This window comes from Shewanella sp. BF02_Schw (assembly GCF_014596695.2).
Classification (GTDB): domain Bacteria; phylum Pseudomonadota; class Gammaproteobacteria; order Enterobacterales; family Shewanellaceae; genus Shewanella.
Window position 1 is genome coordinate 417,040 of sequence record NZ_JABKAW020000002.1, and the last position, 15,077, is coordinate 432,116.

General features: G+C 40.2%; 16 protein-coding genes. 6 read left to right on the forward strand and 10 right to left on the reverse strand.

Annotated elements, in window-relative coordinates:
• Positions 1–301 precede the first annotated feature (301 nt).
• Positions 302–532: a hypothetical protein gene (locus tag HNW13_RS10225; RefSeq protein WP_101086008.1), complete on the reverse strand. Its 231-nt coding sequence runs from the start codon at positions 530–532 to the stop codon at positions 302–304.
• Between the two features lie 309 nt (positions 533–841).
• Positions 842–1,054: a cold-shock protein gene (locus tag HNW13_RS10230; RefSeq protein WP_011636218.1), complete on the reverse strand. Its 213-nt coding sequence runs from the start codon at positions 1,052–1,054 to the stop codon at positions 842–844.
• 900 nt (positions 1,055–1,954) lie between these two features.
• Here HNW13_RS10230 and HNW13_RS10235 point away from each other — a divergent pair.
• Entirely contained in the window at positions 1,955–2,530 is a 576-nt protein-coding gene (locus HNW13_RS10235) for a porin family protein (protein ID WP_162022374.1), read from the forward strand.
• A 343-nt stretch (positions 2,531–2,873) separates the two neighbouring features.
• On the opposite strand, the gene HNW13_RS10240 is transcribed toward HNW13_RS10235, so the two are convergent.
• Positions 2,874–3,260: a ribosome recycling factor family protein gene (locus HNW13_RS10240; protein ID WP_182744586.1), complete on the reverse strand. Its 387-nt coding sequence runs from the start codon at positions 3,258–3,260 to the stop codon at positions 2,874–2,876.
• Between the two features lie 316 nt (positions 3,261–3,576).
• Between HNW13_RS10240 and trmH the strand changes: the two genes are divergently transcribed.
• Positions 3,577–4,278 carry a tRNA (guanosine(18)-2'-O)-methyltransferase TrmH gene (trmH, locus tag HNW13_RS10245; protein WP_101086009.1) on the forward strand — a complete coding sequence of 234 codons (702 nt, stop codon included), beginning with the start codon at positions 3,577–3,579 and terminating at the stop codon, positions 4,276–4,278.
• Between the two features lie 225 nt (positions 4,279–4,503).
• On the opposite strand, the gene HNW13_RS10250 is transcribed toward trmH, so the two are convergent.
• Positions 4,504–5,307 carry a polysaccharide deacetylase family protein gene (locus HNW13_RS10250; RefSeq protein WP_192115571.1) on the reverse strand — a complete coding sequence of 268 codons (804 nt, stop codon included), beginning with the start codon at positions 5,305–5,307 and terminating at the stop codon, positions 4,504–4,506.
• Between the two features lie 326 nt (positions 5,308–5,633).
• Here HNW13_RS10250 and HNW13_RS10255 point away from each other — a divergent pair, with 326 nt between their 5' ends.
• A complete protein-coding gene (locus tag HNW13_RS10255; protein ID WP_192115569.1) occupies positions 5,634–6,260 on the forward strand; it encodes a protein-disulfide isomerase in 627 nt (208 codons plus the stop codon).
• Positions 6,261–6,376: 116 nt separating this feature from the next.
• On the opposite strand, the gene HNW13_RS10260 is transcribed toward HNW13_RS10255, so the two are convergent.
• From HNW13_RS10260 to HNW13_RS10270, 3 genes are read right to left on the reverse strand one after another with little or no spacing between them, the layout of a single operon-like run.
• Positions 6,377–7,021 carry a LysE family translocator gene (locus tag HNW13_RS10260; protein WP_101086012.1) on the reverse strand — a complete coding sequence of 215 codons (645 nt, stop codon included), beginning with the start codon at positions 7,019–7,021 and terminating at the stop codon, positions 6,377–6,379.
• A 53-nt stretch (positions 7,022–7,074) separates the two neighbouring features.
• Entirely contained in the window at positions 7,075–7,233 is a 159-nt protein-coding gene (locus HNW13_RS10265; RefSeq protein WP_192115567.1) for a hypothetical protein, read from the reverse strand.
• 44 nt (positions 7,234–7,277) lie between these two features.
• The gene (locus HNW13_RS10270) at positions 7,278–7,526 is read right to left on the reverse strand and encodes a DUF3297 family protein (RefSeq protein WP_011638562.1); all 249 of its coding nucleotides are present in this window, start codon (positions 7,524–7,526) and stop codon (positions 7,278–7,280) included.
• Between the two features lie 320 nt (positions 7,527–7,846).
• On the opposite strand from HNW13_RS10270, the gene HNW13_RS10275 reads away from it, so the two are divergent.
• Together HNW13_RS10275 and HNW13_RS10280 are read left to right on the forward strand one after the other, a co-directional pair.
• The gene (locus HNW13_RS10275; protein ID WP_192115565.1) at positions 7,847–8,962 is read left to right on the forward strand and encodes a DUF2157 domain-containing protein; all 1,116 of its coding nucleotides are present in this window, start codon (positions 7,847–7,849) and stop codon (positions 8,960–8,962) included.
• On the forward strand, positions 8,955–9,974 hold the full coding sequence (locus HNW13_RS10280; protein WP_192115563.1) for a DUF4401 domain-containing protein: 1,020 nt from the start codon (positions 8,955–8,957) through the stop codon (positions 9,972–9,974). The genes HNW13_RS10275 and HNW13_RS10280 overlap by 8 nt, the downstream gene beginning before the upstream one ends.
• Here HNW13_RS10280 and HNW13_RS10285 read toward each other — a convergent pair.
• Entirely contained in the window at positions 9,957–10,988 is a 1,032-nt protein-coding gene (locus tag HNW13_RS10285) for an IS630 family transposase (protein WP_124013279.1), read from the reverse strand. The genes HNW13_RS10280 and HNW13_RS10285 overlap by 18 nt on opposite strands.
• Positions 10,989–11,211: 223 nt before the next feature.
• On the opposite strand from HNW13_RS10285, the gene HNW13_RS10295 reads away from it, so the two are divergent.
• The gene (locus HNW13_RS10295; protein WP_243756238.1) at positions 11,212–11,748 is read left to right on the forward strand and encodes a GDYXXLXY domain-containing protein; all 537 of its coding nucleotides are present in this window, start codon (positions 11,212–11,214) and stop codon (positions 11,746–11,748) included.
• A 109-nt stretch (positions 11,749–11,857) separates the two neighbouring features.
• On the opposite strand, the gene HNW13_RS10300 is transcribed toward HNW13_RS10295, so the two are convergent.
• Together HNW13_RS10300 and HNW13_RS10305 are read right to left on the reverse strand one after the other, a co-directional pair.
• Complete coding sequence (locus tag HNW13_RS10300) at positions 11,858–14,116, reverse strand: ATP-binding protein (RefSeq protein WP_192115558.1); 2,259 nt, start codon at positions 14,114–14,116, stop codon at positions 11,858–11,860.
• On the reverse strand, positions 14,103–14,912 hold the full coding sequence (locus HNW13_RS10305) for a phosphate/phosphite/phosphonate ABC transporter substrate-binding protein (protein WP_192115556.1): 810 nt from the start codon (positions 14,910–14,912) through the stop codon (positions 14,103–14,105). The genes HNW13_RS10300 and HNW13_RS10305 overlap by 14 nt, the downstream gene beginning before the upstream one ends.
• Positions 14,913–15,077: the final 165 nt, after the last annotated feature.

A 15,077-nucleotide genomic window follows, 5' to 3' on the forward strand; every position in this document is an offset into this window, starting at 1 on the left:
CAATAAACTAACCATCATTCGGCTCTGAATTTATATATAATCTTTAATAATCAACCACTAAAAAACATCATCATTAAGTATTAAATTGTTATTGAAACCGCGAAAAATTTCTTTTTATGCCCGTTAATTTATGTATTATGACAACCGATTTTCTAATAGAAAATGAAGAGAATTAGACTGTTTTAGTCATTAAAAAGCGACTTGCTGTAGTGTTCTAGGAGGGAATAACATTCTATGTGAAATGAAATATCGTTAGTGTAAACATTAACGCTCATCTTGTAACGAACCGACCACGATGAGATTATGACGCTTTATCTGCTTCACGCTTAACCAGCATAAAAGTCAGGTACATTTTTGTCGGTAGCGACAATGCCATGCCAAAGGCCACGCACATCGCACTAATAATAATTCCATTAACTCCCATCATCTCAATCGTATCACTGAAATTATGACAATAAATGCCTAATAAAATTAGGCTGAACCCTATCGAGATACAGATTTTTAAGATCAATATGAGTTTGTTATCCGGCATTATGGCCTCGCTATCATCAACATGATGTACAGCTAATATAATGAAACTATTTGCGATCAATAGCCTTGATTCAGATCAAAGTAGAAATAGGATTATGGAGAAATAAGAAAATTAGATCAGAGTTAGATTCCGCTCATGTTGAGGATGGTGATTAACAAGCAGAGGAGACATAGTTAAAATAATAATTTGAATTGATGACACTACAAAAATAAACCGTTTATACCCGTTACGAATGCAAGTTGTTAAATCGCAGACATAAAAAAACGCAAACAGTCGTTAAACCGTTTGCGTTATTCTTATAACGTCGAGTTACACAGCTACTACGTTAGCAGCTTGTGGGCCTTTTTGGCCTTGCTCAACATCAAAAGAAACTTTCTGGCCTTCAGCAAGAGTCTTGAAACCCTCTGAAGTGATTGAACGGAAATGAACGAACACGTCAGCGCCGCCGTTATCAGGAGTGATAAAACCAAAACCTTTATCTTCGTTAAACCATTTTACTAAACCAGTTGTTTTGTTAGACATGATGTGTCCCTTATATATTAAAATTAATCAATCTGTCGCGAAAATGCGATGCGCTCAAGCTTGAATTATTGAATGTCACGATGAAGCTAAGGGAAACACAGAGGATAACAACGATAACGAAGAGATTCTAAGGCTTTTCTTTTACTTGATGTTCATTAATAACTCTGAATGTCAGAGCAAGACATATAATACACGAATATCTAAGCTTGTAAATATTTTTATTGAATAAATATAAACAACACCTAAAAACCACTTGATTAGCAACATTGCCACCTGCAACCTTAATGCACTAGATTAGCCACTAGATTAGCCACTAAGCCTGCCATAGCGCCTGCCATAGCCGTTAACCAAAAACAGATATGAAATTAGCTTCATAATCCAATTAGGCAAGTCATCCAACCCAATTTACAATCTAGGTTTTCGATCCAAACGTGTTGATAATCCGGTTATTGGGCTTATTACTGTATAGTCATTATCTTTCTTTAATGGTTGTACTTTAACGGTTGTACTTTAACGCTATCGGACAAACCTACACTTTAAAAAGCTAAATCAACATAGCAAGTTTAAGACTAAGATTTTATCTTTTCTAGAAAATAGGCAACAACAAATAAAACCACAACATATTGATAACATTATGTTTTAAAGATGAAAAAATTACAATTCAATCAGAAAAAAATACCGTTTTACATTATTACTGGCTCATTGAGCGGGTGAAAAAATAAGCCATTTCGCTTGAGATATCATCACCTACACCTTCCCTTACCAAAAACACTAAACATAAGCTGTTGATATTAATTGTTAAATTTAAATATCGATAATTAACTCTCTGTTACTTTTATAAAGTTGGCATCTGTTTTGTATTTAGTTAGATGTATTTACGTAATTAACTAGGAGTACCTTATGAAAAATACGATTCTTACTTTAGCCGGACTTATTTCGTTAGCCTCTTTTAGTACTTATTCTCACGCTGATGACTTCAAGAAAGACGCAGCAGAAAATGGCGTTTATGTCGGCGCTAATTATGGTTACCTAAAAGTCGATGGCGAAGATGACTTTGACGACGACAATGATGTACTCCAGGGCCTAGTAGGTTATCGCTTCAACAAATACTTAGCTCTAGAAGGTAGCTATATTGATTTTGGTAGTTACGGCAACAACTTATCTAGTGCTGAAACAGATGGTTATACCGCTGGTCTAAAAGTGACATTGCCAATTGCTGAGCGAATAGAGCTGTATGCCAAAGGTGGTCAGTTATGGTACTCAACAGATTATGACGTGGTCGGGTTTTCTGGCAATAAAGATGATGAAGGTGTATTTGCCGGTGCTGGTGTCGCGTTTAAAGTAACAGATCGTTTTTTAATTAATGCGGAGTACACTTGGTATGATGCAGAAATTAACTTAGATAATGTCTCTAACGGTTCTGACACAGAAACAGACTTTAAGCAGGCTAGTATCGGTGTTGAATATCGTTTCTAGTGATTAAGTAGAGTGCTTAAATTAACTACTTAATAATAAAATTCAGAAGGGTGTAATGCAAATTGTGTTACACCTTTATTTTATACCTATCATTCTAAGATCCGCATTAAAGCGATTAACCTTCTACCCAAAACAAGTTATATGAGCATCGCTCTTGTGTCTGCGATTTACGTCAATAAAACAATTGATGATTTAGGTTGCTTATCTTTAACTCTGTTTATTCACTGCGATGCAAAATTTACATACTGAGCTTGGGGCTCAAAACAACAAGCGCTGTATTTTTATCGCCACGGAGCATTGCGATCCTGCTGCATAAAAAAGTACGAATCACACGTTGAAATAATCAAAAATCGACTTTAAAACGAGCCACTCGCGCCTCAGTTAACGTACATTGGGTAAGCTGCATAAGTTCCCCCAAGGTGATACCTGGAGTTTGTTTAATTAAGCGGACAAGTTTTGCATCTAATGGCTCTAACTTATCTGCATGGCCAAGAAGCGCGGTCTCAATCTTTTGAATAAGATAACGAAAATTATCATCATTTTGTGCTTTTAACTGTTCAGTAAACGACTGAATATTAACCGCCTCACCGATAACGCCCCAATTCCGAGACCGACGTACACGCTTCAGCTCGCAGTTAAATTGCAGCGCAATGACTTTAGCTTGCTTTGTTTTCTCTCCACCAATTCGATGAATAAGCGATGGAAGTGGGATGGTAATATCTTCAATCATAATATTTTGTGGCAAACCTACTTTGTTGAAATGAGTTCTGGCTAAAACACTTTTATCGGTAAAAACTACTAACTTCAACGTTATCTATAACTTACTAGCATATCTTTAAAAGCAACATAGTAATAAAAATCAGAATTATGTAGTAACCAATCTCTTGTCACGATTGATGACGTTTTAGCGTTCGCATTTTAACGCTATAATGCCACTCGAAATAATCACCTGCTATCAATATTAACCGCTTACCAGCGCATTTAGCGCCCTTTCTGTTGAAAGCTAATGTTAAAATATGTTGAATAAAATTAAGTAGAAATACCTCATGAGTCCAGAACGTTTTGCCCGAATAAATCAAATGCTTGATAACCGCCAAGTCGACTTAACGGTTTGCCTTGATAAAGTGCATATGACCAATAATATTGCTGCGGTTCTTCGCTCTGCTGACTGTGTGGGCATACATCAAATTCATGCAGTGTGGCCCGATGATGATATGCGGGTATCGGGTAATACCGCTTCTGGCAGCCAGCAATGGGTTGATACCGTTAAACATTACACTTTTGAAGAAGCTCACCAGGCCTTTAAAAAACAGAAAATGCAGATATTAACCACTACGTTTTCGGACTCTGCGGTTGATTTTCGTGAGATTGATTATACTCAACCCACTGCCATTGTAATGGGTAATGAGCGTGACGGCGTCAGCGCAGAAGCCATTGCTGCAGCAGACCAACATATCATTATTCCCATGCGTGGCATGGTGCAATCGCTTAACGTGTCGGTTGCCGCAGCACTAGTGATGTATGAAGCTCAGCGCCAGCGCGAAGTAGCCAAGATGTACGGCACACGTAGACTGGATCACAGCTACTGCCAGACTATGTTATTTGAACAAGGTCATCCGGTTTATGCCAAAGCGTGTCGCCGCAAACAGATCCCCTACCCAGCCATTGATGATCAAGGCCAAATTGTAGCTGACAAAGAGTGGTGGGATAGAATGCGCGCACCAAATCCACAAACCTTGGTGGATTGATGCATCAACTCAGTACATCTACTAATAACTAAGAACTAAGAGCTAAGAACTAATAATTGAGGCCAGTATTTGGCCTCAATTATTCTGCACCACTGTTTGATAAGTATTCTGAACGACTTGATAGAGCTTTGATCCATTTGAAATAACCGCTGAGTTATAAGAAAACTACGAGGCTTATCAACCTGCCATCTACACTCCCTTGCCTACCATCAAATGATTGAACACTTACAGCTTACTGTCAGCATATTTCATCAAGTTGATGTATGAATCAACATAATAAGCCTCCCGGTTATTGGCTAAAAACGTTAATAATTCAGCGTGTGCCTCAGATGACACCGATAAATAATCTCCTCCAACCCCATGAAATATTACGTTTACCAGTAAAGTATCTGCGGGAATATGGCGAATATAATCGATAAGCTCTTTGCCACTTTGGCCTTCTGGATATAATATCAGTGAAAATCGAGAATTTTTCCCTTGCCCTTTCACCGCAGTAAATAACTCATTGAGCTGACTCAGGTATTGTTGGTGACTCAACACATCAGCGCCAATTACCATATCGCCACAAGGCACCGTATAAGTCCGTTCCGATTGACCATCAATGGCCTTTAAAAAAGTATTGGCTACTTTTAGCTCTTCAATCATCTGCGCCACGCTGTAATGATCAAGATCATGATGCGCCTCTACCCAATCTTTGTTCGGCAAAGAGGCTCGACAAGGATGATAAACACTGTGATTGCCAAGCTCATGGCCACGGTTAGCTGCTGCACGCCATTCATCTAATCGGACATTCATAACCGGAGAGTTTACTACCACATAAAAAGACGCCTTGAAATTATGTTTATCCAGCGCGGGTATCACATTATCTAACTGACTATTAAGCGCATCATCATAAGACAGACTAACGGCTAACTTGCTCCCGCCTGGCCAAGTGAACGTATCACCTAGTGTGTTAACCGTACTTGGCGTTTCTGCATAACTTGATAATGAAAGTAGTAGTGCAGCAAAAAAACAAATTGGTTTAATCATAATAATCTAGTGTCCATAAAGTCACTTGAACTAATTCCTTGTCATTAATCCACATGCGTTTAATCTACATCAGCATGGTTGAGTGTTATGTAATCAAAAGCTCAATCGTCTATTGGACTTGGCCGACGCCATGCATATTAGTCGCTAGTGTTAATCCTATAGGCAATTGCTTTTATACGGTAGCCGTTTTTTATACAGTATTGAAAGCTATCGTTTATTCAACGCCTCAGGCAACTTCAGCTCAATTGGTGCAGATTCAATGATTGTATAATACTCATAAACTATTTAGGATCAGCACATCTGACTCGCAAACAAGAATTCACTTAATGACCACTGAGCTTTATTTTATCTACGACTCACATTGCCCTTGGAGCTATGCCGCCACACCGTTGGTGAATGCATTGCAGCAAGCCTATCCCGAAATGAATGTACATTTACTGCATAGCGCACATTACATTGGCAAAGACAGTGCTGGCGAAGAGCAAATGGAAGCGGCTGCAAAAATGAGTGGACTGAAATTTGGCCGCGATCATATTCGTTACGTAAACAGTCCTAAAAGCTCAATCAAAACCGCAAACTTTATGGCCTGGTTGCAGGGCAAACAAGCTGACAAGCAATTAGATGTGCTCAATGCGCTACAAAGAGCCCATTTCATTGAAGGCAACCCGCTTAGCAACAAGCACGACTTTAATGACATTGTAGAAAAATTTAAGCTGTCACCATCAAATAAAGTGTTTAAAGATGAGCTCAGTATGGACGCAGAGTACGTACTGGAAGGCATAGAAGAGATACAACAAGTCATTGGTACGACCGGCTTTCCCGTTTTAGTCATGACCGTTAATGATAACGCTATTTTTATCGATCACTCACAATACCTGAGCAGCCCTCATGCTGTGGTTGCTGCGGTTGAAAAAGAGATAGCAGCGATTAAACTCGCTAAAACTGAAGCATAACGATAACTCGTCACTCGCCAAATACATCATCGATGTGAATGCGCCAGCAATAAGATCAAAAAAACCACGGCTAATGACCGTGGTTTTTAGTTAACCGCCTCTTTCAACCTTAAAGGTTAAGCAATGCTTTGAACTTGAGATGCGAGTAACCAAATGGCTAATGCAAAAAATATTACACCCATAAATTTATGTTGATATGTGCGGAATTTTTCGTTTTTGAGCAAAGATTTACCCAAACTACCCACTAATGCTACCAACAGCAAATTGAACGTCAATCCCATCACATTCAGCAACAAACCTAGCGCCAGCATTTGTTCACCTGAACTAGCACTCAACTGAGTAGACACAAACTGAGGCAAAAATAACACAAAAAAGATCAACGCTTTAGGATTCAGTAAATTGCTCAGTACCGCACGACGATAGAGTAATTTTGCAACATTACCTTGTTGGGTAATCTCGGGCGCGTCGCTTGTACCACTGCGCATGCAATCCCAACCCATTTTCAATAAATACGCCCCGCCCAATACCCGTAATAGCTCTAACGCCATTGGATTCATTGCCACAAGTGCAGAAACACCCATAGCAGCAAGCAAGGTTAACACCAGTCCAGAGGTGGCATTACCAAAACAGGCATACACACCCACTTTGCGGCCATAGCTCAAACTAGAACTCGCAATCAACAGCATGTCAGGTCCAGGAATTAATAATAACGCGACAACAGTGGTTAAATATAAAGGAAGTAAAGCCAGATCAATCATCATAAATACACAAACAACAACTATTAAGACGGGAAAATAAGGCGCGGATTCTACAGCTATTCAACATGAATGAAAGTCATGTTGGCCTTCATGCCATGTTTAAGCACTGCGACCATTGGCAGAGATTGTTTACGATTAGGTACTTGACGGGAAAATGAGTTAATGACTGTAACGCAAATGGATAACACCGCTACAAACAACAAAGGCCAGCCCATTCGGCTAGCCTTTCGTTTTAACAATAAATAACAGGTAATCAGTCTTACTTGTAGAACGCTTCAACCTTGCCTTTTACTGTCATCGTAAGCGGTTGGCCACGACGATCTAATGCTTTGTGCGAGGCGACTTTTACCCAACCTTCACTGATGCAATATTCTTCAACATCAGCACGCTCTTTGCCATTAAACAAAATGCCAATCTCGTGTTCGAAAATTGCAGCCACATGGTGTGGGCTACGTGGATTAACGCTAAGGCGATCTGGTAAAGCGGGTTTAGCAGTAGTGTCGTTCATTGTCGTATGCTGTAGTTAATAAAACGTGCGCTATTGTAGGCAATACCGGCCTGATGCTCAATAGCGGCTGTCATAAATGTGAGTCGCACCGAAAAGATACTGTCTGCCAGGGAAGAAGTACTAATAATAAACGCTAAGCATCAGTGTTAAGCTGAGTGTTAAGCTAAGTGTCTGTATTTAAAATCCCGTATGATATTTTCAATGCATTTTAATTGCATATGATTTTTAATTGCATATCGGTAGCGTTAGTTTACATTTAGCGTAGTGAGCGAAAGAGTATTGACTGCCACGGGTTTAATCAAAGGGATAATGGGCAAGGGATGATGACGCAAAAACGATCAACTATATGGCATTGGTTTTTAGACGGCAAGATTGCCCCCGCTAACCTTAAAGCCGCAATGTTAGAGGTCTATCCCCATCCAAACGCAAAAAATTGGCAATTATTAATCGCCAATATCTTACTGTATCTCGGAGTGTTGTTATTTGGCGCTGGAGTGATTTTTTTCATGGCCTTCAACTGGGATGCACTATCACACCTCAATAAATTTGCCATAGTCGAAACCATATTTGCGTTGTTTATTGGCGGATTCTATCTCACTAACCGCGCGCAAAAAAAGCAATATTTACAGCAAAAATCCCAACATGATCAATATCATTTGCAAGCTCAACACAACCAACAGACTTATGGCTGGAGCTTAGCCAATGCAATGTTACTCGGGGCCAGTATTATGCTCGGGGCATTGCTGGCGTTAGTTGGGCAAACCTATCAAACTGGCGCCGATCCATGGCAACTATTCGCCATTTGGGCAGTATTAATTTTACCTTTTGCTTACATCGCAGGTTTTGATCTGTTGTGGTTACTGGTAGTGGTATTACTCAACATCAGCCTAGGGTTATATCTTCAATCCTTTGCTTCTGTATTTAGTTTTTTATTAGAAGACATCCAACAAATCGCGCTTTTTGGCTTAGTTAACTTAGTCATTCACTTATTGTTTACCCTTACGAAACGTTGGCAATGGCGCGGACAATTGCATTTTCACTGCCCCATGGTAGAAGCAACCAGTTTACTTGCTAGTCTAAGTGCATTTACCTGGCTAATCGTGTGGATCATTTTTGACTTCAGCTACGACTCCAGCGAACAGGTTATCTATTATGCGCTGCTTTACCTCGCCATTCTGACCAGTATATTTGCTTGGTACCGTTATCGTTCTCCCTCCTTATATCCACTCACACTGGTGTTAACCAGCATAAGTACCGCGATTGTCTCGCTACTTTCAAGAGAGCTATTTGATAGCCACGACACCATTGGAGGCTTTTTTCTAATAGCAATGGTGGTTATAGGCCTAACCAGTGGCAGTTTATATTGGCTAAAACAATTACAAAAAGAGTTTGCTCAAACGGCAACGCTTAACAGTGAGGAAGCCGCTCATGAGTAACACTAAATCATATAACGCATTATGGCTGTCACTGCAAAATAAAGGCTTGGTAAACACAGATACCGCACCAGAACCTATGTTAGCCAGCCCTTGGTATATCATTGCCGCACAAATGCTTGGCGGCTGGGTTGCTGCGCTATTTTTATTGGCATTTTTCATGCTAGTGGTGTCGTCTGTAAGTGATATAACCGAATCGTTTATCGGCTATGGCGGCATGCTTACTCTAGGATGCTTAGCGTATTATCGACTGGGGAAAAATCGCCAAGAATTTATTCTACAAATGGTATTTGCGTTTAGTCTATGCGGACAAATAATGCTGCTTTTTGGCACCTTCGAAAGCTTAGAATCAAGCAACGAAACACTCATCGCAGTCATTTATGTGGTCACGTTTGCCATACACTGGATAGCTATCCCTCACAGAGCTAATCAATTTGTCGCGGCATTAGCCATGGTGCCCAGCTTATTAGCCATCTTAGTGATTAACCATTTATCGCTACTCATATTGCCATTATTGGTGCTGAGTTTAGTGGTTATCTGGACTCAGCTTTACCGATGGCCACAACATTATCAACGCATCAGAATGCTAGGTTATGCCGTTGCTATTAGTTTACTACACGTCAATTTGATGTTGTCTGAAGTGAGCGACACGATGGAACTGCCTAACGTACTCATGGCATTAAGCTCTAGTCTCAGTGATTACTTAGCTATCGTCATCAGCTTGTTATCTGCATTATGGTTGATTAATCAAATTTATAACCAGCTCCAGTCAGCTAGCAATGTCAATAACAGTCAAGTTGTTACAGTGTATCCCCGCTACAAATTAATGGTGGTCCTAGCGGCAATATTAATTGGTCTGCTTTCTATCGTCATGAGCGGATTAAGCGCCGCACTGCTAATGCTACTGCTAGGTTATTTTTATAACGAACGTAAATTAGTCATCATTTCGGTATGCGCCCTGCTCGCCTTTATCGGCATGTACTATACTCAAGTGAATTCAAACTGCAGGTTTTAATTTCTGAAAGTTATCATTAATTGTATCACCGAGTGTATCGGCAATATCGGGGAGGGTGATGCTAAAAAAGTCAGTGATTTTTCGTCGGAATTCTTTTGTCGTTGCGAAGTATTGCCCATTCCTCGCATGTTTATTCATTACCTTCCACAATCGTTCTATTGGGTTTAAATTTGGACTATAAGGCGGCAGGTAATGCAATGTTATATTCAGATTTTTAGCCTCTTTAACTACTAAGGCATTTCGATGGTATCCAGCGCCATCAAGCACCAAATGGATAACACCACTTGTTGAGTAACGCGCTCTAATTTGGTTTAAAAAATCGATGATGGATGCACCGTTAACCGTTTTGCTATATTGCTCAATGACCGCTTCTGTTAAGTGACCAAGTCGGATTGCACCAACCACGTTAATACGGGTTCGGCTTCCCGTCGTTTCTATCGGTTTATCAACGCCTTTTTTTATCCAGCCTGCGGTGATTTTTGTGGCTTGGGTCGGATGAACCGCATCCATAAATAATAACGGTTCATCAGGGGTTAACGAGGATTTTAGTTGCTCATAATATTCAATGAAAGCCGTTTGTTTGTCTTCATCAAATTTGTGAGGAACCCCTTTAGGGTTTTTATAGCTGAACTGATGTTTATGCAGCCATTTATTGAGGCCTGACACTGTGTACTTAATCTGAAATTGTTCTGAGATATAAGCGACTATTTGATGGCTATGCAAGTAGGTCACCTCACACAGGTGTGCAATCAATAGTTCAGTTTGCTCTTGACTCAGATAACTTAAGGAGCCGCCACTATTACACGTGAGTTTTTGGTCGTGAGCATAGGCATCAATGTATCGAACTACGGTCGTTTCGTGAATACGTAACGCTTGGGCAATCATTGGCGTTGGCCAATTTTCATCGCGTAGTAAAATGGCTTTAATGCGATCACACTCACGCCTATCACTCGAGCTTTTATGTCGAGTTTCCAATGCTACTTTTTGTTCTGGCGAGAGTGTAATTTGTTTCATGGGGCTATGATGATCCCATTTGGGACAAAATCAAGCATTTTCAATGATCACGGGTATATTACTCACTCCACATCGACTTGTTTGATAAATCACTGTGGTTAATGGCCAGCGGCATAGTGTTACTACTGCTCAGATTTGCCATGAGCATGAATACGAACAAGACAGCTGGAACAGAAATGACAATGAATACCGCGGCAACGGCATATGATAAGGAGCAACCATAATGCAATTAAATACTATGGCGTCGCTCAACTCACGCCAACTCAGTAAGCGGTCGCTTTGGGCCATTATCGCGGCATTATTGATACTTGTCGGTATTAACTACAAGATTTATCAACAAGAACACTTGTTGGCTAATGGCGAAATCATCCTGTTTGAACTGGCACCCGTCGACCCTAGGTCGTTAATGCAAGGCGATTACATGGCGTTAAATTACGACATCGCGAGAATAGTGAGTGGCTCAGTCGATGAACTATCAAACACACCAGATAACCATGATGGCTTTTTTATTGTCACACTCGACCAAAATCGCGTCGCCCAATTTGATAGTATCTACAACGGTGCCGCGCTAACACCAGCACAGCGACGGATCCAGTACCGCGTTCGTGACGGCAGAGTCAAACTGGCCAGCAACGCTTTTTTCTTTCAAGAAGGTCGAGCTGAAGAGTTTGAACACGCTAGATATGGCGAGTTTAGAGTTAGCCAGGAAGGAAAATTGTTACTCAGTAACATGATAGACAAAGATTTTAAGCGGATTTAAGTAAACAAATTTCGTTAATACCTTGCTCACAATCGCTAAAGTAAGCTGTTCGATTGTGAGCGGTATAAGGCTTATAAATGACTAATCAACCAAAGGGTCCGTTAGTTCATTATTCATAGTATTCACAATAACGTGTTAACTGAACCACGACTTCGTTAAAGCATTGTTCTAAGTCACTCACGTGCTCAGCGGTAACGCTGCCATTGGTAGCCAGTGTTTCAACTTGCTGACAAATGTCGGCTAACAATAATGCCGAAACCGATTTTGATGACGACTTTAAACCATGGGCTTGAAATGATAAATCGGCGTAGTTCTCACTAGTCGCATACGCATTGATTAACTTAACTTGTTCACCAGCCGTTTGTAAAAAGGTATTAAACACCATGCAATGCACCGTGGGATCATCACCTAGCATCGCATTTAATAATGCTAGATCTAACTGATCAAATGAATCAGACGCAACCTCTGACGGTTTTTTAGCTTCAATATGAGCATTAACCATGGTTGTTGAGTGCTCCATTAAAAGCGATTTAAGCTTAGCCAACTCAACTGGTTTGGTTAAAAAACCATTCATACCGGCATCGTAACAAGCATCAATATTCTCTTTAATAATGTTCGCTGTAATCGCAATGATGGCTAAATCTTTAAATCGTTCATCTGCTCGTATCTTTTTAGCCAGGCCTAAACCATCTAAAATTGGCATTTGAATATCGGTTAACAATATATTAAAGCGTTTATCTTGCAGAGTTTGCCAAGCTTGCTCTCCATTACTCACAAACGTTGAATGTACCCCAAGCAAGGTTAATTGTTGCTTTAACACTAGCTGATTAATCACCTGATCTTCAGCCACCAGCACTTCTAATATAGGTAAGGTCTCTGCTGAAACGTGTTGTTCGCTGATGTCTGCTATATCAGATTGAGTTGTAGAGTCTGTTTTAGCCAGTAAGTCAGTTTTAATGGGTACATCGGCTTGCTTAAAAGCATTAAAAATTAAACTAAAACACGACCCCTTGTTTAGTTCACTTTGTACCCTTATCTCGCCTTGCATTCGCTCGACTAATTCTCGGGTAATAACCAATCCAATACCCGTGCCATTAATATTACTGGTTTCGGCACCTAAGCGATCAAATGGCTTAAACAACCGAGAAACGTCATCAGCAGCAAAGCCATAACCGGTATCTGCTACGCTAATTGTGCATTGGTTATTGCTCGATACGTTGCAGCTAATAAAAATATCGCCATGGGGTTTATTATATTTAATGGCATTAGAGAGTAAATTTAACATTACCTGTTTAAAGCGGCGCTCATCGACATAAAAGCACAGCCCTTCGAGTTCATTAAATCCCTCGATGTGAATCGTCATCGACTGTGCATTGATAAGTTCACTTACAAACTCGACTGAATCCTCAACAACATGCTTGATTGGCACATAATCAAAACTGAACTGCATGTTACCTGACTCAATCGCAGTTAAATCAAGCACATCATTTATTAATAACAGTAAATGTTCACCAGCCCGATATATGCCCTTGGCATTGTCTTTTTGGACTTTATTAGCAAGATCATCATATTCATATAACTGTGCTAACCCTAAAATAGCATTTAACGGTGTACGCAATTCGTGGCTCATGCTGGCCATAAAATCTGACTTTGCTTTACTTGCCGACTCAGCCTGTATTCGCAGGGTATTTAATTTTTGATGATTACTCGCGACCTCGGTTGCCATGTGATTAAACGCATTAATGACACTGCCCACTTCGTTATTTTGGTGCTTATCGACATGACAATCAAAATCACCTTTTGCCAGCTGTGCAAATGCAAATTCTAATGAGCGTAATGGCTTAGTAATTCTATAATCGACCAACCAAGCTAGCGCCATAAAAAATAAAACTAAAATCATAAATTGAATGTATATGAGCGTGTAATGCAGCTTTGATGATTCATTAATTTCATTGGTAAAGTTAACCACTAGCGTAATGCTTGCTAATGGTTTTTCTAAAAACATAATTTGTTGGCTAAGCAGCATGTCACCGCTTTGGGTTGCCCCGTTCCACACATCAAGCGGATACAATTGGTTACCGGTTGCCGTATCAACTATTTTAATGGCCTTCCAATTAGGCTGAATGTCTAATTGGTTATCTATTTGCTCGTAAAGCTCAGCGTATTGGCGGGTAAGCAAAGGCGTTGTGACAGAGGTTGAGAGTTGTTGTAATGATCGCTGTGCCGTTTTAGACAATCCATCATTAACCCAACGGGCTTGCTCTGGTAGCGCATAAAAAATAAATAAACAGGCAAGTAAAAAACCAAACGCCATTACGGCAATAAAACTCTGTGCCCGTAAACTACGCCAGCCATTAATTTTCAACATAAAATGAACGTAACCCCCATTGAGTTAATTGCTGATATTCAGCTAAAGTCGCAATACTGGGTTTAATAATGGGAATACCTGCAAGCAAGTGCTTGTGCTCTTCGCTTTGGCCTATACCTAAAATAGCTTGTTGCACTTTTTGCTGAATGGCAGGATCAACTCTTGGATGAGCCACAATAGGATGACGGCTTATTTTACGGGTTTTATAAATAATTTTAAGCTTGTCTTGTAGGTTTTGCGGTTGCTGTTTTAACGTGCCTAACACGCCACCGCCAGCCTTAGTAGAGTTTAATGCCACATTTAAATAAACCGAAGAGTGGGTTTGCACATAAACCGGCTTTATTGTTAGCCCATACAACTGCGCTAAATCAGCACGCATTAATAATGACGCGCCCAATGCATTAGGCGCCGGAAAAGCAATTTCGGCACCTTCTAACTGGCTAACATCGTCTATGCCGCTATTTTTATTCACCACTAACACACCTTGCAGTTGGCGCCCTGCATCTTTTATTAACGGCAAATAACCTTGTTTTTCGTTAGCGATGACACTGTGCCAAGGGTTCATGTAAGCAAAATCATACTCGCCATTAGCAAAGGCTTGTTCAAATACAGGTATAGACTCAACAGTGACTAACTTAATCGTCACCCCCGTCTGTTCACTGACCTGATCAAGTAAAGGCTGCCAAATTGCATTCAACTTTTGCGGCTCGTATTGCGGCACAACCCCAAACGTATACTCCTGGGCCAATAACCACGAGCTTTGAATTAAACATAATATTGCCACTACATACTTCATTAGCGCTCCAGAAAATAGCGTGTCATTTTTACTAGCTTAGTTAAATACTGCTCAAGTCACCATAAAAATATTATTTGAATTCAGGTCTATTGCATAATAAATGCTTTGGCTTGCTACTACTTGCCAATAAATATAATGCGATATAAGTCAGCAAATAATCAGTGT